The sequence below is a fragment of the Klebsiella sp. AqSCr genome (assembly GCF_008452795.1).
GTDB classification, from domain to species: domain Bacteria; phylum Pseudomonadota; class Gammaproteobacteria; order Enterobacterales; family Enterobacteriaceae; genus Klebsiella; species Klebsiella pneumoniae.
Map to the genome: position 1 here is coordinate 3,290,068 of NZ_MJDM01000005.1, position 20,730 is coordinate 3,310,797.

Consider the following 20,730-nt stretch of genomic DNA (forward strand, 5'->3'; position numbering starts at 1 on the left):
TGGCCGCTGAGCGCGCTCAGCGGCCTTCTCATACCCGCCAGCCAGGCGCGGCATTCTTTTGCAGATTTTATGCGGCCTGTCACAAAATCTGCTAGACTGCGCCCCTTCATGGCATTGTGGTTTTTGCCATCTCTTATCGCAATAATCTCCCTGAAAACTACGCCCTTCACCGGGCCGGGGCGGTTCGGAGTTGTTATGTCTTTTGATTCCCTTGGCCTGAATCCCGATATCCTGCGCGCTGTCGCTGAGCAGGGCTACGTTGAGCCGACCCCTATCCAGCAGCAGGCGATCCCGGCGGTACTGCAGGGCCGTGACCTGATGGCCAGCGCCCAGACCGGCACCGGTAAAACGGCGGGCTTTACCCTGCCGCTGCTGCAGCGCCTGATCCAGAATGAGCCGCACGCAAAGGGCCGTCGTCCGGTGCGCGCGCTGATCCTGACCCCGACCCGTGAGCTGGCGGCGCAGGTGGGCGAGAACGTCCGCGATTACAGTAAATACCTGAATATTCGCTCGCTGGTGGTCTTCGGCGGCGTGAGTATCAACCCGCAGATGATGAAGCTGCGCGGCGGCGTCGACATCCTCGTCGCCACCCCGGGCCGTCTGCTGGATCTTGAACATCAGAACGCCGTCAGTCTTGATAAAGTAGAAATCCTCGTGCTTGACGAAGCGGACCGCATGCTGGATATGGGCTTTATCCATGACATCCGTCGCGTACTGGCCAAACTGCCGGCGCGTCGACAGAATTTGCTGTTCTCGGCGACCTTCTCCGACGAGATCAAGGGCCTGGCCGAGAAACTGCTGCACAACCCGCTGGAAGTGGAAGTGGCGCGTCGTAACACCGCGTCCGAGCAGATCACCCAGCACGTCCATTTCGTTGACAAGAACCGCAAGCGTGAACTGCTGTCGCAGCTTATCGGCGAAGGCAACTGGCAGCAGGTGCTGGTGTTTACCCGTACCAAGCATGGCGCCAACCACCTCGCGGAACAGCTCAACAAAGACGGCATCCGCAGCGCGGCGATCCATGGCAACAAGAGCCAGGGAGCGCGTACCCGCGCGCTGGCCGACTTTAAATCCGGCGGCATTCGCGTGCTGGTGGCGACCGATATCGCCGCCCGCGGTCTGGATATCGAAGAGCTGCCGCACGTGGTGAACTACGAGCTGCCGAACGTACCGGAAGATTACGTCCACCGTATCGGCCGTACCGGTCGCGCGGCGGCCACCGGCGAAGCCTTATCGCTGGTGTGCGTGGATGAGCATAAGCTGCTGCGCGATATCGAGCGCCTGCTGAAAAAAGAGATCCCGCGCATCGCGATTGCCGGCTATGAGCCGGATCCGTCCATTAAAGCCGAACCTATCCAGAACGGTCGCCAGCAGCGCGGCGGCGGTCGTGGGCAAGGTCAGGGACGCGGCGGCCAGGGTCAGGGACGCAGCGGACAGCCGCGCAGCCAGAATAATGCCCCGCGCCGTCAGGACGGCGAGGCGCCGAAAGCGCGCACTCAGGACGGCAAACCGCCGCGCCGCCGTCGCCCGCGTAAACCGGCTGGCGAATAACACGCTGATGTCCGGGCCGCGATAACGCGCCCCGGCTCAGGCCCGTCTGTCCGCTACGCGGCGGCGGGCCTTTTTCTTTCCATTACACTATTTGTCGAGCAGGCTTCCACACTCCGCAGAAAGCAATACCTCCGGGCGGGCAAAAATGGCACAATAGTGGCTGTTTATACAGTATTCAGGTTTTCTCATGGCTTTGACCGCTGCGCTGAAAGCGCAAATCGCCGCCTGGTATAAGGCGCTTCAGGAACAGATCCCGGACTTTATTCCGCGTCCCCCGCAGCGGCAGATGATCGCCGATGTGGCGAAAACCCTTGCCGGGGAAGAGGGCAGGCATCTGGCTATCGAAGCGCCGACCGGTGTCGGCAAAACGCTGTCATATCTGATCCCGGGCATCGCCATCGCCCGCGAGGAACAAAAAACGCTGGTGGTCAGCACCGCCAACGTCGCCCTGCAGGATCAAATCTACAGTAAGGACCTGCCGCTGCTGCGTAAAATCATTCCCGACCTGCGCTTCACCGCCGCCTTTGGCCGCGGACGCTACGTCTGTCCGCGCAACCTGACGGCGCTGGCCAGCACCGAGCCGTCGCAGCAGGATCTGCTGGCCTTTCTCGATGACGATCTCACCCCGAATAATCAGGCGGAGCAGAAGCTGTGCGCGACCCTGAAGCAGGATCTCGACAGCTACCGCTGGGACGGCCTGCGCGACCATACCGACAAAGCCATCGACGATGGGCTATGGAGCCGGCTGAGCACCGATAAGGCCAGCTGCCTGAACCGCAACTGCCACTACTATCGCGAGTGCCCGTTCTTTGTGGCGCGGCGGGAAATTCAGGAGGCGGAAGTGGTGGTGGCCAACCATGCGCTGGTTATGGCGGCGATGGAGAGCGAAGCGGTGCTGCCGGAGCCGAAAAACCTGCTGCTGGTCCTCGATGAAGGCCATCATCTGCCGGACGTCGCCCGCGACGCGCTGGAGATGAGCGCCGAGATCACCGCCCCCTGGTTTCGCCTGCAGCTGGATCTATTCTGCAAGCTGGTGGCTACCTGCATGGAGCAGTTTCGTCCGAAAACCACGCCGCCGCTGGCCAATCCGGAGCGGCTCACCGCTCATTGCGAAGAGCTTTTCGAGCTGATTGCTTCGTTGAATAATATTCTCAATCTCTATATGCCCGCCGGTCAGGAAGCGGAGCATCGCTTCCCGATGGGCGAACTGCCGCAGGAGGTGATGGAGATCTGCCAGCGGCTGGCGAAGCTCACCGAGTTGCTGCGCGGCCTGGCGGAGCTGTTCCTGAACGATCTCAGCGAAAAGACCGGCAGCCATGACGTGGTGCGCCTGCATCGGGTGCTGCTGCAGATGAACCGCGCCCTTGGCATGTTTGAAAGCCAAAGCAAGCTGTGGCGCCTGGCGTCGCTGGCGCAGTCCTCAGGCGCGCCGGTAACCAAATGGGCGACGCGGGTGGTGCGCGATGGCCAGATCCACGTCTGGTTCCACTGCGTCGGGATCCGCGTCAGCGATCAGCTTGAACGGCTGCTGTGGCGCAGCGTGCCGCATATCGTGGTGACGTCAGCGACGCTGCGCTCGCTAAACAGCTTCTCGCGCCTGCAGGAGATGAGCGGTCTGAAGGAGAAAGCGGGGGACCGCTTCGTGGCGCTGGATTCGCCGTTCAACCACGTGGAGCAGGGGAAAATTATTATTCCTCAAATGCGTTATGAACCGCTGATGGATAACGAAGAGCAGCACATTGCCGAGATGGCGGCATATTTTCGCCAGCAGGTGGAGAGCAAAAAACATCTCGGGATGCTGGTGCTGTTTGCCAGCGGGCGGGCGATGAACCGCTTCCTCGAGCATGTGACCGATCTGCGCCTGATGCTGTTGGTGCAGGGCGACCAGCCGCGCTACCGGCTGGTGGAGCTGCATCGCAAACGGGTGGAAAGCGGCGAGCGCAGCGTGCTGGTGGGTCTGCAGTCCTTTGCCGAAGGTCTCGATTTAAAAGGCGATCTGCTAAGCCAGGTGCATATCCATAAAATCGCTTTTCCGCCCATCGACAGCCCGGTAGTGATCACCGAAGGCGAATGGCTGAAAAGCCTCAATCGTTATCCCTTCGAGGTACAGAGTTTGCCCAGCGCCTCCTTTAATCTTATTCAGCAGGTGGGGCGTTTGATCCGTAGCCATAACTGCTGGGGAGAGGTGGTGATTTACGATAAGCGTCTGTTGACCAAAAACTACGGCGCGCGTCTACTGAACGCGTTACCTGTTTTTCCCATAGAGCAGCCGGGCGTTCCGGAGGTTATAGTAAAACGGAAAGCAAAACAGACAGCAAAACAGACGGGCCGCAAACGTCGCTGACGCCGGCGCGTGATGCACCAGGGGGAGCCATGGAGTACAGCAAAATTATAAAAGAGGTGGGTCGCGGTAAGAATCATGCCCGCGATCTCGATGAAGAGACCGCTCGTGCGCTCTACGCGCGGATGCTGAACGGCGAGGTGCCGGAGCTGGAGCTGGGGGGAATATTAATCGCCCTGCGCATTAAAGGCGAAGGCGAAGCGGAGATGAAAGGTTTTTACGCCGCGATGCAGCAGCATACGCTGCGCCTGACCCCGCCGGCCGGCAAGCCGATGCCGATCGTTATCCCCAGCTACAACGGCGCGCGCAAGCAGGCGAACCTCACGCCGCTGCTGGCGATGCTCCTGCACAAGCTGGGATTTCCGGTGGTGGTTCACGGCGTCAGTCACGATCCCACCCGGGTGCTGACCGAAACCATTTTTACCCTGCTGGACATTCCGGCCACCCTGCACGCCGGACAGGCTCAGGCGCAGCTGGAGGGCCATGAACCGGTGTATATCCCGGTGGGGGCCTTCTGTCCGCCGCTGGAGAAACAGCTGGCGATGCGCTGGCGGATGGGCGTACGCAACAGCGCCCATACCCTGGCCAAGCTGGCCACGCCGTTTGGCGAAGGGGAGGCATTGCGCCTCTCCAGCGTGTCGCATCCGGAATATGTTCCCCGGGTGGCGAACTTCTTTCGCGAGACCGGTGGCCGCGCGCTGCTGATGCATGGTACCGAGGGCGAAGTGTACGCCAACCCGCAGCGCTGTCCGCAGATCAGCCTGATTGATGAGCAGGGCGTGCGGGTGCTGTACGAACGCCAGACTGAGATGGCAGCGGAGGCGGTGGTCCTGCCGACCTCGAAAGACCCTGAGGTCACCGCGCGCTGGATTGAACGCTGCGTCGCTGGCGTCGAACCGGTGCCCACCTCGTTGAAGATCCAGCTTGCCTGCTGTCTGCTGGCCTGCGGGGAAGTCACCTCGCTGGAGCAGGGCCTCAGCCGCGTCAACGACTGCTGGTGATCGGATCTGCAGGATAAAAAAAAGCCCGTCCGGTGGCTCGGACGGGCAAGGCAAGGGTATTAAAGGTCTTTTCAGGGTTAATTCAGTGGCTTACAGATGGGTGCAGCGATTATTTATAGATAACCGCAGTACCGCTCAGTTTGTTGTTGGTGTTAGCGGAAGTAATGCTGTAGCCGGTCGCGCCAGCGGCTTCGGCTTTAGCAGCCAGTTTTGCTTCCAGACCATCTAAAGTGGTTGCGCCTTGCGCAGACACCACGCCGATCTTATTCATGCTTTCAGCCTGAGCGGGGGTAACCGGTTCGGCGGCAAAGGCGCCGAAGGAAAGAGCGGTCAGAGCGATGGCAGCGGCAGCATATTTGATGTTTTTCATAGTTAATCTCTCGCAGGTTGTTCTGTTCAGGGGACGATGTTCCGTCGATGTGATAAGTATCACGCTTTTTTGCGGGAGATAAAATCGAAGGAAATTCACAGTCTTCATCGAATTTTTTGAATGATTAATAATTTACTGATTATTAATAAATTATTTCTCCTTCTTTTCGTCTGACGGCGAAGCGAGGAACACCGGCGCGCTTAAGGGCACATATTGCGACTTTTTCCGCCAAAAAATGTGCGCGAAAAGATAATGCGAAAGGCTGTCATAAACGGTAAAGGAAAGTCAGCGTAGCTGGCTATCCTTGGAACCGCGACGATTATATCCTGAAAATGTATTGTTATGTAAATCTTTCTCCTGCTGGCACTTCACGCAGTATCTGACCCCTGGGATGGCCTGTCGCCGGGCCTCCGGAATCGGCTCTCCGCATTCATCACAAAATTTGTTGCTTTCGCCACGTGGAAGCTCGCGGCGGGCGCGAGCAACCGCATCGTCAATAGTGCTGTCGATCTGATCCTGTACGGCGCCGTCGCCTGCCCAACCTGATGCCATCGTCTGCCTCCTGTAAAAGGTTATTGATAAATTATAGCTGAACCGTACAGCCGGTTACCGCTGCTGGCGGCATTGATCCGCCAGGCTATCGCCCCATGACGGTGGGCCTTATCCGCGAGGGCGGCCGCCAGGTCGTCCAGGGTGCTGGCGCCGAAGGCGGAGACGGTGCCGACAGGGCGGAGCGGCCCGGCAAAGGGCAGTACGGGTGGCGGTGGCAGGGGAGAGGCCGCGGTGGCATGAGCGGTGAGCGCCGCGGCGAACAGCAGCGAGGTGATTTTCATCAGCATATCCTCATAAACAGCATGGGACATAGCTTAAGTGTAGGTCTTTCCAGACCGCGCGACAGGGAATGTTTAATGCAAAACAGTGCGTTTTGCATGCTACCGGCGCAGGGTAGCGCTACTCTGGCCGGTAGATTATTTAGCGGGCGTCAGGGCGGATCATGTCAAAGCGCAGGCTGTCATCAATACCGTAATAGGCGCTCGGGCCACCGGCGCGCAGGATCGGCTGGGCCCGGGCGGTTTGATAGATACCGTTGTCCAGCAGTGATTCATCGATATGCACGGCGACCACTTCACCGAGCACCAGCCACGTATCGACAGGGTTGCCGTCGGCGGTGGTGAGTTGAATACACTGCGACAGACGGCACTCAAAGTTCACCGGACTCTCCGCGACCCGGGGAGCGCTGACCAGGCGGCTGGCGGCGGCGGTGAGGCCGGCGCGCACGAATTCGTCCTCATGGTGCGGAATCGAGGCTGACGTTTCATTCATCGCCATGGCCAGCGGTCGCGTCGCCAGGTTCCAGACGAACTCCTTTGTTTCGACGATATTTCGCACGCTGTCTTTCCAGCCGCTGCTGGCGAAACCAATGATCGGCGGCCGATAGTTAAAGCAGTTAAAAAAGCTGTATGGCGCCAGATTACGCTGGCCCTCGGCGTCCTGCGAGGCGATCCAGCCTATCGGGCGAGGCCCGATTATCGCGTTCAGCGGGTCATGCGGCAGGCCGTGGCCCTGCGAAGGTTGATAAAAGTACATGCTGCACCTGTCACGGATAATGTAGATATCCAGACTCCCTTATTTACCGCGCCGCCGTCAACGGGTATCTTACGCGGCTGTTCAAAGGAGATTGTCATGAAAGCCCAGAAACCGGGGTTACACCCGCGTAACCGCCACCATCAACGCTACGACCTGCCCGCGCTCTGCCAGGCCCATCCTGACCTGCAGGGCTACATTACGCTCAATCCGCTGGGTGAGCAGACCATTGATTTTGCCAATCCGCAGGCGGTGAAGGCGTTGAATAAAGCGCTGCTGGCGCATTTCTACGCGGTCAAACACTGGGACATTCCTGACGGCTTTCTCTGTCCGCCAGTGCCTGGGCGGGCCGACTATATTCATCATCTGGCGGATCTGCTGGCCGGGGATAGCGGCGAGGTGCCGAAGGATGCCACGATCCTTGATATTGGCACCGGCGCTAACCTCATCTATCCCCTGATCGGCGCTCACGAGTATGGCTGGCGCTTTACCGGCAGTGAAATCAACCCGCAGGCGTTCGCCAGCGCGCAGGCGATTATCAATGGCAACCCGGGCTTGACCCGGCAGATCCGCCTGCGCCGGCAAAAAGAGAGCCAGGCTATCTTTCACGGCGTGATCCATAAAAACGAGACCTACGACGCCACGCTGTGTAATCCGCCGTTCCATGACTCCGCAGAGAGCGCCCGGGCGGGGGGCGAGCGCAAGCGCCGCAACCTCGGACTTGGCGCCGAAAGTGGCCTCAATTTTGGCGGTCAGCAGCAGGAGCTGTGGTGCGAAGGGGGCGAAGTAGCCTTTATCTCGCAGATGATCCGCGAAAGCCAGGCCTTCGCCCGCCAGGTGAAATGGTTTACCTCGCTGGTGTCGCGCGGCGATAATCTGCCGCCGCTCTACCGCCTGCTGACCGAGGTCGGCGCAGTGAAAGTGGTGAAAAAGGAGATGGCCCAGGGGCAAAAGCAAAGTCGCTTTATCGCCTGGAGCTTTATGGACGACGCCAAACGCCGTCGTCCATTCTAACGCTACTCGGCGGCCGGGCTGTCGGCGCCCGGCATCGGCAGCTGCTGCCAGGTCTGTACCGGCGCGCGAACCCCGGCGCGATCGAAGTGCTTTTTCACCTGAGTGTCGAGGGCAAAACGCACCGTCCACTGCTTCAGCGGCAGGGTGGTGAAGCTGACGCGTAGCGTAAAGGCGGTATTGCTCAGCCCCACCAGCCCGGCGAACGACGGTTCGCCAATGATCAGACCGCGGATCTCCTCCTGGGCTAGCAGATCGTCCACCGCCGCCTTCAGCGCCTGGCTGGCTTTATCCAGATCCTCATGGCGGTCAACGTCATAGTTAGCCACAACCGAGCCAATGCCGCGCACGAAGTTGGCAAAGGTGGTGATCGAGGACCAGGGAATTATGTGATAGGCGCCGGTATCCTGACGTACCCCCACGGAGCGAATCGACATTCGTTCCACGGTGCCGGTCAAAGGACCGATGGTGACCAGGTCGCCGGTGTTCATCCCGTTCTCAAACTGGATAAATATGCCAGTGATAATGTCTTTGACCAGGGTTTGCGCACCAAACGAAATGGCCAGCCCTAACGCCCCGGCGCCCGCCAGCAGCGGCGCAATGTTTACCCCAATTTCCGAGAGCAGGATCATCACCGTGATGGTGCTGATCACCACCGCCAGCGCGTTGCGAAACAGCGTCAGCAGCGTCCGGGCCCGCGCGCTGGGCAGCGGACGGCCATGAATATCCGATGCCAGCCGGTTTTCAATCAGGCTGGCCAGAACCGTCCAGCCGATGGCGGAGAAGAAGAGGATCAGGGCGATGCGGATCAGCACATCCACCGTTTTTTGCCCGGCATCGTTGTGCAGCCATTCCCGGAAGTCAAACAGGCCCCAGGCGCTCAACAGCAGCATGATGGCGACACAGACGGTGAGAATGCGCGCCGCCTTCAGCGAGGCGGAGATCCAGCCATTTAGCCGCTTTTGCAGTTCAGGGTAGTTGCGCTGAGTGGCGGGCGACAGGGTGATGGTTTTGGCTATCCAGCGCGACAGGATGCCAGACACCAGCGCCGCGCCGCCGATAATCGCCAGGCTTTGCAGGGTGGCGCCCATCATGAATTTCAGGCTGTTGCCCGGGTCGAACAGGGAAAAGAAAAAAAGCACCACAAAGTAGGCGCAGGCCAGCCAGTGCCAGACCAGCGCGAAGGCGCGGATAAACAGGCTAAAGAAAGCGAGTGAGTGGTCGGCCAGGTGGATCAACCCTTGAGTAATCACCGCTTTGTTATGAAAAATCAGGTACAGCGCCCACAGCGTAATGCACAGCATGATGACGACGTTAGCCAGCGCGCCAACCTGAACATTCACCTGATTGGAAATAATCGGCACCGCGACGATCAGACCGTAACCAATCAGGCTGCTGAGCGCGCTCAGGCGCAGGCTCCAGTATGACGCGGCCTCGTCGCTGAGGTTAAAGGGCCGCAGGGCAGGAATGCGCGGGCAGAAAATGAGCCGCAGAATAGCTTTAAAAAACTCGATCAGCGCGAAGGCGTTGAGGAAAAGGCTCTGCTGGAAGGCGATGGTAGGGTTATTCCCATTCAGGCGATCGCTTAGCAGCTGACCGACAAACAGGGTTAGCGCCAGCAGCAGCAGGTCGATGATAAACGCCCCGGCGATGGTCAGGGGCAGCTGGAGCCAGTTACCGCGATCGCGGTTTTTATGCCGTCCCCATTCGCCCATTTTGCGATACAGCGGCAGCGCCGCGAGGCGTACCAGCCACCAGAAGGCAAACACCAGCCCGGCCAGCAGTAAAAAATGCCAGGCCGCGCTGGTAAAGGTTTGCGGATTAAAGGGCTTATGCGGTGAGCCGGTGATATTGCGCCACAGCTGGGAAAAGCGTGATGAGAGCTGTTCGCCATATTCCCGGCTTATCTGGGTGACGTTCTCCAGTACCGTGGTCTCTTCTTTCACCGCCGGTGGCGTCAGCGTCGGGGTGCTGTCGGGCGGCGGCGTGGCGGCTGCTTTACGCAGCTGGTCAATGAGCTCCTGACGGGCGGAGTCGTTGGCCAGCACATCGGCCAGTGCGGCATAAGCCGCTCTTTTCTGTTCCACATCGGGTTCGCTGGCGCTGTTTTTATCAGTGTTAGCCGTCGGCACGCCGGGCAGGGTGGCGGCGGAAAGCGGGGCAGTAAACAGTGCAGCGAGCAAAAGCAGGATCCACGGCATGGGCACCTCCGTTGCAACGTAAACGGGTAAGTATAGAAGCCGCTGGCGGAAGGGGAGGAAGAGGATTCTGGAAAAGCGGCTCTCATCGTGGGAGAGAGAGCCGTTGCGGGTCAGGCGACGTGTTGCAGGAATTCACGCAGGCGCGGGCTGGGCGGGTTCTTCACCAGCTCCTGGGGATTGCCGTCTTCAGCAATTCTTCCTTTGTCGATAAAGATTAGTCGCGAGGCCACTTTTTCGGCAAAGCCGATTTCGTGGGTCACAATCACCATCGTCATGCCCTCTTCCGCCAGGTCCTGCATCACCTTGAGCACTTCATGGCGCAGCTCCGGGTCGAGCGCGGAGGTCGGTTCATCAAACAGCATCATCTTCGGCTTCACCGCCAGCGCGCGGGCGATGGCCACACGCTGTTGCTGGCCGCCGGAGAGTTCGGACGGATAGTGATGCGCGCGCTCAGCCAGACCGACTTTCGCCAGCAGCTCTTTCGCCTGCTTCTCTGCCGCCTGCTTGCTGGCGCCGCGTACCCGCAGCGGGCCAAACATCACGTTTTCCAGCGCCGTGAGGTGCGGGAACAGATAAAACTGCTGGAAAACCATCCCGGCTTCCTGACGAATCAGACGTTCGTCCACCTTCGGGTCGTTGACCTTCAGACCATCGACAATCAGATCGCCGCTGGTGATCTCTTCCAGCTTATTGATGCAGCGCAGCATCGTTGATTTACCGGAACCGGAAGGGCCGATAATGACCACCACTTCACCCTGATTAATTTTCAGAGAGATATCGTGTAGCACCTGGGTCGGACCAAAGTGCTTGGAGACGTTTTTAAATTCAATCACAGGATTTTCATCCTTCTTTCAAGACGACGCAGAATAAAGCTCAGGACCAGGGTGATAATCAGGTAGATCACGGCTACGGCGCTCCAGATTTCCAGCGCGCGGAAGTTGCCCGCGATGATCTCCTGTCCCTGACGGGTCAGTTCGGCGACGCCGATGACGATGAACAGCGAGGTATCCTTGATGCTGATGATCCACTGGTTGCCCAGCGGCGGCAGCATGCGGCGCAGCGCCAGCGGCAGGATCACGTGGCGAATGGTTTCGCGACGCGACAGGCCAAGCGCCAGGCCCGCTTCGCGGAAGCCTTTATGTATGGAGAGCACCGCGCCGCGGGTGATTTCCGCGATATAGGCGCCCGAGTTTATCATGATGGTCACTACCGCCGCGGAGAAGGGGTCGATGCGCAGATCGCTAAAGGCCATCGGCAGCGCAAAGTAGATGAACATAACCTGCACCACAATCGGGGTGCCGCGAATGATTTCAATAAAGACCAGCGCGATGTGGTTGGCGATCCAGCCGCCGAAGCAGCGGGCGAAACCGGCCACCAGACCAATTATCAGACCGCCGGCCAGGCCGAGGACGGAAATCCACAGCGTCATTTTGGCGCCTTCCAGCAAAATCGGAATGGCAGGCCAGATGGCACTCCAGTCAAACTGCATAATACGTTCCTGTTACCGTGTCGAGAGCAGAGGAAAGCCTCCGCCAAAATACCGTCTCCCGCTGAGCCTGTGCCGGAAGACCGTTGTGGGGTCGCCGGACCTCGGTCCGGCGAAGTACGTTTTTATTATTTGGGTTCAGTGCCGAACCATTTTTTATAAATTTCGTTATAGGTACCATTGTCGCGCAGCGTTTTCAGCGCACCGTTCACTTTCTCACGCAGCTCGTCGCTGCCTTTCGGGAAGGCGATACCGTAGTTTTGCGCTTCCAGTGATTCGCCTACCGCTTTGAACTTACCGTTGCCCGCGGTTTTGATGAAGTACAGAATATTCGGCGTATCGTGCAGCACGGCATCCGCGCGACCGGTTCCCAGCTCCATATAGGCGTTATCGATGTTCGGGAACTGACGCAGATCTTTGGTTTTGATATTGGCTTTCGCGTAGTCAACGGAGCCGGTGCCGCTCTTCACCGCGACCACTTTACCGTTCAGATCTTTGACATCTTTGATGTCGTTATTATTAGCGTTGACCATCACCAGCAGGCCGCTTTTATAGTAGCCGTCGGAGAAGTCGATCGCTTTTTTACGCTCGTCGGTAATGGTGATCCCCGCCAGCGCCAGATCGATATTTTTGGTTTGCAGCGCCGGGATAATGCCGCTGAAGTCCATTGGCTTCAGGGTGTAGTCGAGCTTCAGCTCTTTGGCGATAGCCGCCCACAGGTCAACGTCAAAACCCACATACTTATCGCCTTGCTTAAATTCGAACGGGACGAACGCCGTATCGGTGGCGACAACCAGGGTCTTATTGGCGGCATGGGAAGAAACCGCAAAAGCCAGGGTCAGTGCAGCCAGTGAAACTTTAAATACAGACTTCATAGCATTTCCTTTTATATCCACGGGACGATCCCCTGCGAGAACGACTAGCCTAATGAAAAAATCGTGCCACTTTTACAAGCTGTTGTTTTTCAACAAACGAAGCGCAAGTCGTTGCACAAGAACGATCATTTCAGGCAGTGACTGCACCATGATGGGGCGTCATTTTGGTGCGTCATAAGGGTGCTGAATTACCAGCCCATTTTTAGCGCAAACCCTGATGGGAAAACAATCTCGACGTAACGATTGTGTGAGGTGATTATTACAATCTTTTTACTTTTGCGCGCATTTTCATCAATCTGGTGCCCTGAAACGGTGCAAGGCCAGTGGAGGATGAAAAGCAAAGGATGGAATATAGGGCAGGGAGAAACGCTGAGGCGCCGCCGACCGCGCTGGGCCGGCGGCAAAGCCTTACTCGATGTTGGCTTCAATGAACCACAGGAATTTATCCAGATCGCGGGAAGCCGCGGTGAAGATATCTGCAGTGTCTTCGTCTTTTGCTTCGTCGATCGCCTTACGCACATCGTTCGCCACTACCGCGTAGCGGTCAGCCAGGGCTTTCAGGTGATCCTGAACGTGATGGATGTCCAGCGGGTAGCTCTGCAGCGGGGTTTTGCTGTTAATGACCTGAGTGGTACCCAGGGCGACGCCGCCCAGCTGCACCGCGCGCTCGGCCATGGTGTCCAGATGTTCGGTCAGCGCGGTACGGAAGCCATCCAGCATTTCGTGCACGGCGATAAAGTTCGCACCGCGCATATTCCAGTGTGCCTGCTTGGTGATAAGTGACAGGTCAATAAACTGGATCACCTGGCGATTCAACAGCTCAATGGTCGCTTTCTTTTCGCTGTCAGCGACATCGTTGCGGGTATAGACCAGATTAGACGCTTTTGATTTAACCAGTTTTGCGGTACTCATCGTTTCATATCCTCTTGATATTGATGCTCATCACACTTCAGATCTGAATGATGTGGAGCGTTGTCCCAAATGACTTCGGAAATAAGTATAGCAAGGGTTTTCAAGAGTGAGGCATCGGCAGGCTATATCACTCCGATAGCGCAAAGTGGTTGGTTATTTTAAAAATATTTAAATATCAGGTATTTATATTTGGCTGAACGGCCCGGATTTCTCTCGGGCCGGCGCCGTAACAGAATGTTAATTGATATCGACCTGCTCGACTTTACTCTGCCGTTGCATAGTCAGCGTGGCGCCCATCGAGGCGATAATGATCGCGCCGAGCGCCAAGGTCTGGGAGAGCTTCAGCGTTTCACCGAGAAAGACCATACCGGAGAGGGCAGCTAACGCTGGCTCAAGGCTCATCAGCGTGCCGAAGGTGCGCGTCGGCAAGCGCGTCAGGGCCATCATCTCGAGGGAGTAGGGCAGCGCGGTAGAGAGAATCGCGATCCCCAAACCCAGCGGCAGCAGCGACCACTGCCACAGCGTATCGGTGGCCTGCGCCATGCTTAACGGCACAAACACCAGCGAGGCGATGAGCGACCCCATCGCTACCGTGGCTGGACCATGTTCTTCACCGGCACGCTGTCCGGTCAGAATATAGACCGCCCAGCACGCCCCGGCGCCGAGGGCGAACAGCGCGCCGGTTAAATCGACCTGCGCCACGTTCTGCCCCAGCGGCAGAAGGTACCATAGTCCGAGGATCGCCAGCGCCACCCAGACAAAATCCAGCGGGCGGCGCGAACCAAACAGCGCCACCGCCAGCGGGCCGGTAAACTCCAGGGCCACCGCCACGCCGAGCGGAATGCGCTGCAGGGATAAATAAAAGAGATAGTTCATCGCCCCGAGCGCCAGGCCGTACAGTAGCAGCGGCACGCGCTGCGCCGGGGAGAAACGTAGCCGCCATGGCTTGAACACCACCACCAGAATCAGCGTTCCCAACGCCAGACGCAGGGCGGTGACGCCCGGGGCGCCGACCACCGGGAACAGCGATTTAGCAAGCGATGCGCCGCTTTGAATCGAGGTCATGGCGACTAAAATCACCAGTATCGGCAACCATGCCGCCGCTTTTCTGGATGGACCGGGCATCCTTTCTCCTGTCAGGTTTTGTCAAAAGGGGTAAAAGTTCCAGTGTACTGGAATTACCTGCCGGCGGTTGAGCTAATGTTGAAAAAAACAGGGGCAAAAACAGTACAATGGCGAAAACTGCTGAGAAATTCACCAGGCGGTTAGGATTAATCTGGATGCTTGCGAATTTCTTAATGAGCGTTAAGATGTAAGTTAACGCCAAAAATTGTTGTTTTCCATATTGTTACAGAAATATGGAAACTTTTGGTTACATGAAAAAGTATGTTAGACAATGTAAACTCCAAAGAGTTTCCCAAAAGTTTTTGATATATTTAAGGCTTAGGACTTATTAGAAACACATTTGAGGTGGTTATGAATAAAATTGCACGTCTTTCAGCACTGGCCGTTGTTCTGGCTGCATCCGTAGGTACCACTGCATTTGCTGCAACTTCTACCGTAACCGGCGGTTACGCGCAGAGCGACATGCAGGGTAAAGCGAACAAAGCTGGCGGTTTCAACCTGAAATACCGTTACGAGCAAGATGACAACCCGCTGGGCGTTATCGGTTCCTTCACCTACACAGAGAAGGATAACAACAGCAATGGTACTTACAACAAAGGTCAGTACTACGGCATCACCGCTGGTCCGGCTTACCGTCTGAACGACTGGGCAAGCATCTACGGCGTAGTGGGTGTTGGTTACGGTAAATTCCAGAACAACAACTACCCTCATAAATCCGATATGAGCGACTACGGTTTCTCCTACGGTGCTGGTCTGCAGTTCAACCCGATCGAAAACGTTGCTCTGGACTTCTCCTACGAGCAGTCTCGTATTCGTAACGTTGACGTCGGCACCTGGATTGCTGGCGTGGGTTACCGCTTCTAATCACTCCGGTGATATGAAAAATCCGCCTCTCGGGGCGGATTTTTTTTGCCTGCTGACGGCCGGCCCGGGCGACTGGCCGGGCCGGCGCGATTAATTGACTGTGAACTCATCGGTACCGAGGTGAGCGTAGTCCACCTTCTGCAGCTGGAAGTTGGTGATGTACACCGGACCGGCCTTTTGTTCAGAGATAAACCGATAGCGTGGGGTGATTTCCGTCGCCTGGATCCCGGTCCACTGGGAGAAGAAACTGAGGAAATCATTCGCCGAACGCTGCGCCTTAATCACTTTATGCGCTTTGTCATCGCTGGATAGCACCATAAACGGCACCTGGAAGTTCTGCTGGAACTTATCGTCATGCGCCAGATACTGCACCTCTTTGCCCCGCTCCTTGAACGCCAGACCATGATCGGAAAAATAGGTCATGGAAAAAGTGTCACCGGAATTTTGCAACTGATGATAAAGCTTAGCCAGCAGCGAATCGGTCTGCGTCATGCTGTAGAGGTAGCATGAGGTCTCTTTCGACTGAACGAAAACCGTGTATTTGCCCTTGGTCCGATCGCAGGCCTGTGGGTGAGAGCCCATCAGGTGCAGGACAATCAGCTGCGGCTGGGTACGCTGGGTTGAGAGCACCTGCTCGGTCAGCTTCAGCAACTGCTCGTCCTGGGTGTTTTTATTGGCTTCGAAATCGCCGTTTTTCAGGAACTGTACTTCATCCGCCCGTTTGGCGATGCTGGCGATAGCGGTGTCGTACTCGCCAATTTGCCCCTGGTTGGAGAACCACCAGGTCTGGAAACCGGCGCGGTTGGCGAGGGTGACAAAGTTATCCTGATACTGTGGTTTGCCATCGACCACCCGGTTAAGCGTCAGGCCGAGCGATTTCTGCGTTGAGCCGCTGGCGGCGATGTAATTGTTAAACAGATAACCGTTTACCGAGCTGGCAAACGGCGTGTTGTCCCAATGGCCACCGAAAGCGCCGAGGGCATCGCGGCGCGCGCTTTCACCGATCACCACCACATAGAGATGGTATTTTGGCTTTACCGCCAGCACGTGCCAGCTGTCTTTCATGCCAGCCAGCTGCGCCATCCGCGCCTGTTCGTCCAGCACCTCGTTGTTATTCACCACCACGTCTTTGACAAAACGAAAGGCCGGATAACCGGTGTCAATCACCTTGAATACACCGCCCCAGGCAAGGTTTTGCACCGGCTGGAGAAAGAAGATCCCGATGCTGAACAACAGGCCCAGCGTATCCATTTTTCCCCAGCGTGATGGCTCAACGATCCTACGACGAACCGCAATGACCCCGAGAGCGAAGATGAAGACCGCCAGCAGATAGTTGTACCACGGGAAGATGGTCAGGATTTCCGTAGACTCTTCCACGTTGGTGGCGTGCAGCGCCAGCAGAGTGTTGAAGTTGGGGGCACCGTAGGCCTGGCCAAAGGGATAGTACAGAGCCGCCAGCAGGGAATAGGCGCCGACCACCGCTTTCTGGACGCGCGGAAAGGCGCGCCACAGCAGATGTAACACGCAGGTAAATGCCACGGTATAAAGCAGGCTAAATTCATAGCCCAGCGCCAGGTTAATTAACAGCGACTGTAAAAAGTAGAATCCCGTCCATGGGTTCAGTGCCAGTCGGCGGGCGACCAGCGTATCTTTCAGGGTGGTGACATTCATAGTAAACAATCAAAAAGAGGCCATGCGCATCCCCTGGCGTCAAGGGGTAAAACCTGCTGGACAGTGCGTGAAGAGGGTCTCTGCGAGCCGCGAATGTGGCAGGGCTGTGCAAAGATAGGGCTTGTAAATGGTAAGGTCAACCAGACATAACAGATTGTTTTGCGAGGGCGCTTACAAAACTTGAAAAAAGGTCAGGGAAACGGGGGGAACCGGTCATTTTACCGGCAGAAAATGACAGAAAAATGAAGCGGCGTACCGCGACGCCGCCTTAGGAATTGGGTTTGCCCTGCTGCGGTTTACCGTTGATCATCTCGCACAGCATACCGATCAGCATTAATCGTACTTTAAAGGGTGAATGGCTAAACACGTTTATGCACCTCTTGAATTCATTCATCTGCTCTCCTCCTGCCAGTTCGCTCCGTCATTCCCTGATGGATGTTTGCATTATATACAGATATAGCACAGGCTATATTTTATAGCTATGGCTAAAACGTTAATTTTTTGTGCTCTTGGCGCAATCCATTACAATGTGGATCTTTTTATACGATGCTTGACGCGTCACACGAATGAGGAAGCACAATGAACCGTCGCGCAGGTAAGCCAATAACAAAAAAAGTGACGCAGTTAGTGAATGTTGAAGAGCACGTGGAAGGGTTTCGCCAGGTGCGGGAAGCGCATCGCCGCGAGCTGATCGATGACTATGTGGAGCTGATCTCCGATCTGATCAACGAAGTGGGCGAGGCGCGCCAGGTGGATATGGCCGCGCGTCTTGGCGTTTCGCAACCTACGGTCGCTAAAATGCTCAAACGCCTGGCCAGCGTCGGTCTTATTGAACAGATCCCCTGGCGCGGGATCTTCTTAACCCCGGAAGGTGAGAAGCTAGCCCAGGAGAGCCGCGAGCGCCATCAAATCGTGGAGAACTTCCTGCTGTCGATCGGCGTCAGCGCGGAGATTGCCCGACGTGATGCGGAAGGGATGGAGCATCACGTGAGCGAAGAGACGCTGGCGATGTTCCTGAAATTTACCCAAACACAGGGATCTCAGGAAGCATGACTCTTCCCTTCGTCCAGTCGCTGCTGCGCGATCGTTTTCTCCATTTGCTGCTGATTATCGCCTGCGTGCTCAGCGCCATCGTGCCGTTTGTCCCGTCAAGCTGGCCGGCGGCCATTGACTGGCATACCATCGTCACGCTTAGCGGCCTGATGTTGTTGACTAAGGGGATCGAACTGAGCGGCTATTTTGACGTGCTGGGCCGAAAAATGGCCCGCCGCTTTGTGACTGAGCGCCAGCTGGCCATCTTTATGGTGCTGGCGGCGGCGCTGTTGTCTACCTTTCTTACCAACGACGTTGCGCTGTTTATTGTGGTGCCGTTGACGCTGACGCTAAAAAAATGGTGCGCCATCCCGGTGAACCGGCTGATTATTTTCGAAGCGTTGGCGGTGAACGCCGGTTCGCTGCTGACGCCGATCGGCAACCCGCAGAATATTTTGCTGTGGGGACGATCCGGCCTCTCTTTCTTCGGGTTTATCGGTCAGATGCTGCCTCTGGCAGCGGCGATGATGCTGACCCTGCTGGCGCTGTGCTGGTTCTGTTTTCCGGCGAAGCGGCTCAGTTACCAGAGCAGCGACAGGGCGCCGTCATGGCAACCCAAGCTCGTCTGGAGCTGTCTGGGACTGTATGTGGTGTTTCTGACGGCGCTGGAGATGAATCAGGCCCTGTGGGGGCTGGCGCTGGTGCTGCTGGGCTTCCTGGTGCTGGCCCGGGCGGTGATCGTCCATGTCGACTGGTCGCTGTTGCTGGTGTTTATGGTGATGTTTATTGACGTCCATCTGCTGACCCAGCTTCCGGCGCTGCACCAGGTGCTGAGCGGGGTGGGGACCCTCTCCGGCGGTGGACTGTGGCTGACCGCTATTGGCCTGTCGCAGGTGATCAGTAATGTGCCCTCGACTATTCTGTTGCTCAACTATGTCCCGCCGTCAATACTGCTCGCCTGGGCGGTTAACGTGGGCGGCTTTGGCCTGCTGCCGGGCTCGCTGGCCAATATTATCGCCCTGCGTATGGCCAGCGATCGGCGCATCTGGTGGCGCTTCCATCTCTACTCCATTCCAATGCTGCTATGGGCGGCACTCAGCGGCTACTGGCTCTTCAAACTCAGCGCCTGATCTCAACAGAATCGCGCCATCATTCACATCGATCGCCAGGATCGCCTTTCGGGGCGATCTTTTTTTGTCCGGCTCACAGAAACCGATCCCGACCTTTGCTTACCTTTTCACTTTCCGGTATATGACTAGTCATTATGTTTAAATGACTAGTCATATACCGAGGCGCAGCATGAAGAACAGACTACCGGCAGATTTTTTATGGGGAAACTCCGTCTCCAGCATGCAGACGGAGGGGGCGTGGAACGAGGGTGGCAAGGGGATGTCGGTGTATGATATCCGTCAACCGGCGGAGTTCGCCTCCGACTGGAAGGTGGCGACCGACTCTTATCATCGTTATCGGGAAGATTTCGATTTGATGCAGGATCTGGGCATGAACTGCTACCGTTTTCAGATCGCCTGGAGCCGGGTGTGCCCTGACGGAGATGGCGAATTCAATGAACAGGGGATCGCCTTCTACCATCAATTTATAGATGAACTGATCGCCCGCGGCATTGAGCCGATGATCTGCCTGTACCACTTCGATATGCCGCTGTCGTTGGCGGAGCGCTACAACGGTTTTACCGACCGCCGGGTGATGGACGCTTTTATCCGCTACGGCCAGAAGATGATCGCCTGCTATGGCGACAAGGTGAAATACTGGCTCACCTTTAATGAGCAGAATCTGTACCATTCGCCGGAAGCGTTTCTGATTTCCGGCTATCTGCAGGGGGAGAAGACCCTGCGCGAACTGTATCTGATCCAGCATCATGTGATGATGGCGCACGTCCATCTGACTCACTATCTGCACCAGACGAAGCCGCAGTGTCTGATGGGCGGAATGCTGGCTCACGCTCTGGTCTATCCGGCTACCTGCAAACCACGCGATATCCTCTGCGCCCAGCAGCTGGATGAGTTCTTAAACCAGAACCTGCTGCGCGCCTACGCGGGTGAGGGTTATAGCCCGGAGGTGATGCATTTTGTCGCCGCGGAAGGGTTCGATGATATCTATCGTCCGGAGGATCTCGCCCTGATGGCGACGGTGAAGGTCGATTATCTGGCGTTCAGCTATTACGCCAGCCGCACATTGAACAGCGACGCGATCCCGCCGGGAACGGCGGTCAACAACTATATGCTGTTTGGCAACCAGGATAACCCGTTCCTGAAAGCGACGGAATGGAACTGGCAGATTGATCCGCTGGGCTTCCGGACGATCATCACTCGTTACTATAACGATTGGCGCCTGCCGGTGTTCCCGATTGAAAACGGCATCGGGGTGATTGAGTCCTGGGACGGCGAACATCCCATTGCCGATGATTACCGCATCGCTTACCATCGCGACCATATCAACGCCATGAAAGCGGCCATCTTTGAGGATGGGGCGCAGGTGATCGGCTATCTCGGCTGGGGATTAATCGATATCCTGAGCTCACAGGGCGATATGCGTAAGCGCTACGGCGTGGTGTACGTCAATCGCGAAAACCATGACCTCAAGGACCTGCGGCGGGTGCCGAAGAAGAGCTATGCATGGTTGAAGCAGGTGTTCCGCAGCAACGGCGAAGCGATGTAACGCTGCCCTGGCGGTCAGATGGTGTATCCA

At 57.0% G+C, this 20,730-nt stretch carries 20 protein-coding genes; 8 read left to right on the forward strand and 12 right to left on the reverse strand.

Annotated features, from left to right (window positions below; all coding sequences use genetic code 11):
* The first annotated feature begins 195 nt into the window (after positions 1–195).
* From rhlE to ybiB, 3 genes are all read left to right on the forward strand, one after another.
* Positions 196–1,551 carry an ATP-dependent RNA helicase RhlE gene (rhlE, locus tag BHE81_RS20125; protein ID WP_004151702.1) on the forward strand — a complete coding sequence of 452 codons (1,356 nt, stop codon included), beginning with the start codon at positions 196–198 and terminating at the stop codon, positions 1,549–1,551.
* A 187-nt stretch (positions 1,552–1,738) separates the two neighbouring features.
* Complete coding sequence (gene dinG / locus BHE81_RS20130) at positions 1,739–3,895, forward strand: ATP-dependent DNA helicase DinG (RefSeq protein WP_004147693.1); 2,157 nt, start codon at positions 1,739–1,741, stop codon at positions 3,893–3,895.
* Positions 3,896–3,924: 29 nt separating this feature from the next.
* On the forward strand, positions 3,925–4,893 hold the full coding sequence (ybiB, locus tag BHE81_RS20135; protein WP_004893276.1) for a DNA-binding protein YbiB: 969 nt from the start codon (positions 3,925–3,927) through the stop codon (positions 4,891–4,893).
* Between the two features lie 109 nt (positions 4,894–5,002).
* Here the strand turns inward: ybiB and ybiJ are convergent, their stop codons facing one another.
* From ybiJ to BHE81_RS20155, 4 genes are all read right to left on the reverse strand, one after another.
* Positions 5,003–5,263, reverse strand: a complete 261-nt coding sequence (gene ybiJ / locus BHE81_RS20140; protein ID WP_004176772.1) for a DUF1471 family protein YbiJ — start codon at positions 5,261–5,263, stop codon at positions 5,003–5,005.
* 285 nt (positions 5,264–5,548) lie between these two features.
* Positions 5,549–5,815 (reverse strand): DksA/TraR family C4-type zinc finger protein, encoded by a 267-nt coding sequence (locus BHE81_RS20145; protein ID WP_002895824.1) that lies wholly within the window; start codon positions 5,813–5,815, stop codon positions 5,549–5,551.
* 20 nt (positions 5,816–5,835) lie between these two features.
* On the reverse strand, positions 5,836–6,096 hold the full coding sequence (locus BHE81_RS20150; protein ID WP_023302141.1) for a YdgH/BhsA/McbA-like domain containing protein: 261 nt from the start codon (positions 6,094–6,096) through the stop codon (positions 5,836–5,838).
* A 139-nt stretch (positions 6,097–6,235) separates the two neighbouring features.
* Positions 6,236–6,850, reverse strand: coding sequence for a flavin reductase family protein (locus BHE81_RS20155; protein WP_002895828.1), 615 nt, complete (start codon positions 6,848–6,850; stop codon positions 6,236–6,238).
* Positions 6,851–6,946: 96 nt separating this feature from the next.
* Between BHE81_RS20155 and rlmF the strand changes: the two genes are divergently transcribed.
* Complete coding sequence (rlmF, locus tag BHE81_RS20160; RefSeq protein ID WP_002895831.1) at positions 6,947–7,861, forward strand: 23S rRNA (adenine(1618)-N(6))-methyltransferase RlmF; 915 nt, start codon at positions 6,947–6,949, stop codon at positions 7,859–7,861.
* 2 nt (positions 7,862–7,863) lie between these two features.
* On the opposite strand, the gene ybiO is transcribed toward rlmF, so the two are convergent.
* From ybiO to rhtA, 6 genes are all read right to left on the reverse strand, one after another.
* Complete coding sequence (gene ybiO / locus BHE81_RS20165) at positions 7,864–10,059, reverse strand: mechanosensitive channel protein (RefSeq protein ID WP_004142041.1); 2,196 nt, start codon at positions 10,057–10,059, stop codon at positions 7,864–7,866.
* A gap of 110 nt (positions 10,060–10,169) precedes the next feature.
* Complete coding sequence (gene glnQ / locus BHE81_RS20170) at positions 10,170–10,892, reverse strand: glutamine ABC transporter ATP-binding protein GlnQ (protein WP_004142040.1); 723 nt, start codon at positions 10,890–10,892, stop codon at positions 10,170–10,172.
* Positions 10,889–11,548, reverse strand: coding sequence for a glutamine ABC transporter permease GlnP (glnP, locus tag BHE81_RS20175; RefSeq protein WP_002895837.1), 660 nt, complete (start codon positions 11,546–11,548; stop codon positions 10,889–10,891). The genes glnQ and glnP overlap by 4 nt, the downstream gene beginning before the upstream one ends.
* A gap of 125 nt (positions 11,549–11,673) precedes the next feature.
* A complete protein-coding gene (gene glnH / locus BHE81_RS20180; RefSeq protein ID WP_002895839.1) occupies positions 11,674–12,420 on the reverse strand; it encodes a glutamine ABC transporter substrate-binding protein GlnH in 747 nt (248 codons plus the stop codon).
* A 408-nt stretch (positions 12,421–12,828) separates the two neighbouring features.
* Positions 12,829–13,332 (reverse strand): DNA starvation/stationary phase protection protein Dps, encoded by a 504-nt coding sequence (dps, locus tag BHE81_RS20185; protein WP_002895841.1) that lies wholly within the window; start codon positions 13,330–13,332, stop codon positions 12,829–12,831.
* Between the two features lie 237 nt (positions 13,333–13,569).
* Positions 13,570–14,457, reverse strand: coding sequence for a threonine/homoserine exporter RhtA (rhtA, locus tag BHE81_RS20190; protein WP_149888825.1), 888 nt, complete (start codon positions 14,455–14,457; stop codon positions 13,570–13,572).
* A 351-nt stretch (positions 14,458–14,808) separates the two neighbouring features.
* On the opposite strand from rhtA, the gene ompX reads away from it, so the two are divergent.
* On the forward strand, positions 14,809–15,321 hold the full coding sequence (gene ompX, locus BHE81_RS20195) for an outer membrane protein OmpX (RefSeq protein ID WP_023302140.1): 513 nt from the start codon (positions 14,809–14,811) through the stop codon (positions 15,319–15,321).
* Positions 15,322–15,411: 90 nt separating this feature from the next.
* On the opposite strand, the gene BHE81_RS20200 is transcribed toward ompX, so the two are convergent.
* Entirely contained in the window at positions 15,412–16,992 is a 1,581-nt protein-coding gene (locus tag BHE81_RS20200) for a phosphoethanolamine transferase (RefSeq protein ID WP_023302139.1), read from the reverse strand.
* A gap of 268 nt (positions 16,993–17,260) precedes the next feature.
* Complete coding sequence (gene mntS / locus BHE81_RS20205; RefSeq protein WP_002895851.1) at positions 17,261–17,386, reverse strand: manganase accumulation protein MntS; 126 nt, start codon at positions 17,384–17,386, stop codon at positions 17,261–17,263.
* 185 nt (positions 17,387–17,571) lie between these two features.
* Between mntS and mntR the strand changes: the two genes are divergently transcribed.
* From mntR to BHE81_RS20220, 3 genes are all read left to right on the forward strand, one after another.
* Positions 17,572–18,045 carry a manganese-binding transcriptional regulator MntR gene (mntR, locus tag BHE81_RS20210; protein ID WP_023302138.1) on the forward strand — a complete coding sequence of 158 codons (474 nt, stop codon included), beginning with the start codon at positions 17,572–17,574 and terminating at the stop codon, positions 18,043–18,045.
* On the forward strand, positions 18,042–19,154 hold the full coding sequence (locus tag BHE81_RS20215; RefSeq protein ID WP_023286178.1) for an anion transporter: 1,113 nt from the start codon (positions 18,042–18,044) through the stop codon (positions 19,152–19,154). Before mntR ends, BHE81_RS20215 begins: the two co-directional genes overlap by 4 nt.
* A 169-nt stretch (positions 19,155–19,323) precedes the next feature.
* Positions 19,324–20,700, forward strand: a complete 1,377-nt coding sequence (locus BHE81_RS20220; RefSeq protein ID WP_004176762.1) for a glycoside hydrolase family 1 protein — start codon at positions 19,324–19,326, stop codon at positions 20,698–20,700.
* Positions 20,701–20,730 lie beyond the last annotated feature (30 nt).

Bases quoted from the DNA above. Each gene is read 5' to 3' on its own strand.
- rhlE (WP_004151702.1), top strand. From the start codon at position 196: ATGTCTTTTGATTCCCTTGGCCTGAATCCCGATATCCTGCGCGCTGTC.
- dinG (WP_004147693.1), top strand. From the start codon at position 1,739: ATGGCTTTGACCGCTGCGCTGAAAGCGCAAATCGCCGCCTGGTATAAG.
- ybiB (WP_004893276.1), top strand. From the start codon at position 3,925: ATGGAGTACAGCAAAATTATAAAAGAGGTGGGTCGCGGTAAGAATCAT.
- ybiJ (WP_004176772.1), bottom strand. From the start codon at position 5,263: ATGAAAAACATCAAATATGCTGCCGCTGCCATCGCTCTGACCGCTCTT.
- BHE81_RS20145 (WP_002895824.1), bottom strand. From the start codon at position 5,815: ATGGCATCAGGTTGGGCAGGCGACGGCGCCGTACAGGATCAGATCGAC.
- BHE81_RS20150 (WP_023302141.1), bottom strand. From the start codon at position 6,096: ATGAAAATCACCTCGCTGCTGTTCGCCGCGGCGCTCACCGCTCATGCC.
- BHE81_RS20155 (WP_002895828.1), bottom strand. From the start codon at position 6,850: ATGTACTTTTATCAACCTTCGCAGGGCCACGGCCTGCCGCATGACCCG.
- rlmF (WP_002895831.1), top strand. From the start codon at position 6,947: ATGAAAGCCCAGAAACCGGGGTTACACCCGCGTAACCGCCACCATCAA.
- ybiO (WP_004142041.1), bottom strand. From the start codon at position 10,059: ATGCCGTGGATCCTGCTTTTGCTCGCTGCACTGTTTACTGCCCCGCTT.
- glnP (WP_002895837.1), bottom strand. From the start codon at position 11,548: ATGCAGTTTGACTGGAGTGCCATCTGGCCTGCCATTCCGATTTTGCTG.
- glnH (WP_002895839.1), bottom strand. From the start codon at position 12,420: ATGAAGTCTGTATTTAAAGTTTCACTGGCTGCACTGACCCTGGCTTTT.
- dps (WP_002895841.1), bottom strand. From the start codon at position 13,332: ATGAGTACCGCAAAACTGGTTAAATCAAAAGCGTCTAATCTGGTCTAT.
- rhtA (WP_149888825.1), bottom strand. From the start codon at position 14,457: ATGCCCGGTCCATCCAGAAAAGCGGCGGCATGGTTGCCGATACTGGTG.
- ompX (WP_023302140.1), top strand. From the start codon at position 14,809: ATGAATAAAATTGCACGTCTTTCAGCACTGGCCGTTGTTCTGGCTGCA.
- BHE81_RS20200 (WP_023302139.1), bottom strand. From the start codon at position 16,992: ATGAATGTCACCACCCTGAAAGATACGCTGGTCGCCCGCCGACTGGCA.
- mntS (WP_002895851.1), bottom strand. From the start codon at position 17,386: ATGAATGAATTCAAGAGGTGCATAAACGTGTTTAGCCATTCACCCTTT.
- mntR (WP_023302138.1), top strand. From the start codon at position 17,572: ATGAACCGTCGCGCAGGTAAGCCAATAACAAAAAAAGTGACGCAGTTA.
- BHE81_RS20215 (WP_023286178.1), top strand. From the start codon at position 18,042: ATGACTCTTCCCTTCGTCCAGTCGCTGCTGCGCGATCGTTTTCTCCAT.
- BHE81_RS20220 (WP_004176762.1), top strand. From the start codon at position 19,324: ATGAAGAACAGACTACCGGCAGATTTTTTATGGGGAAACTCCGTCTCC.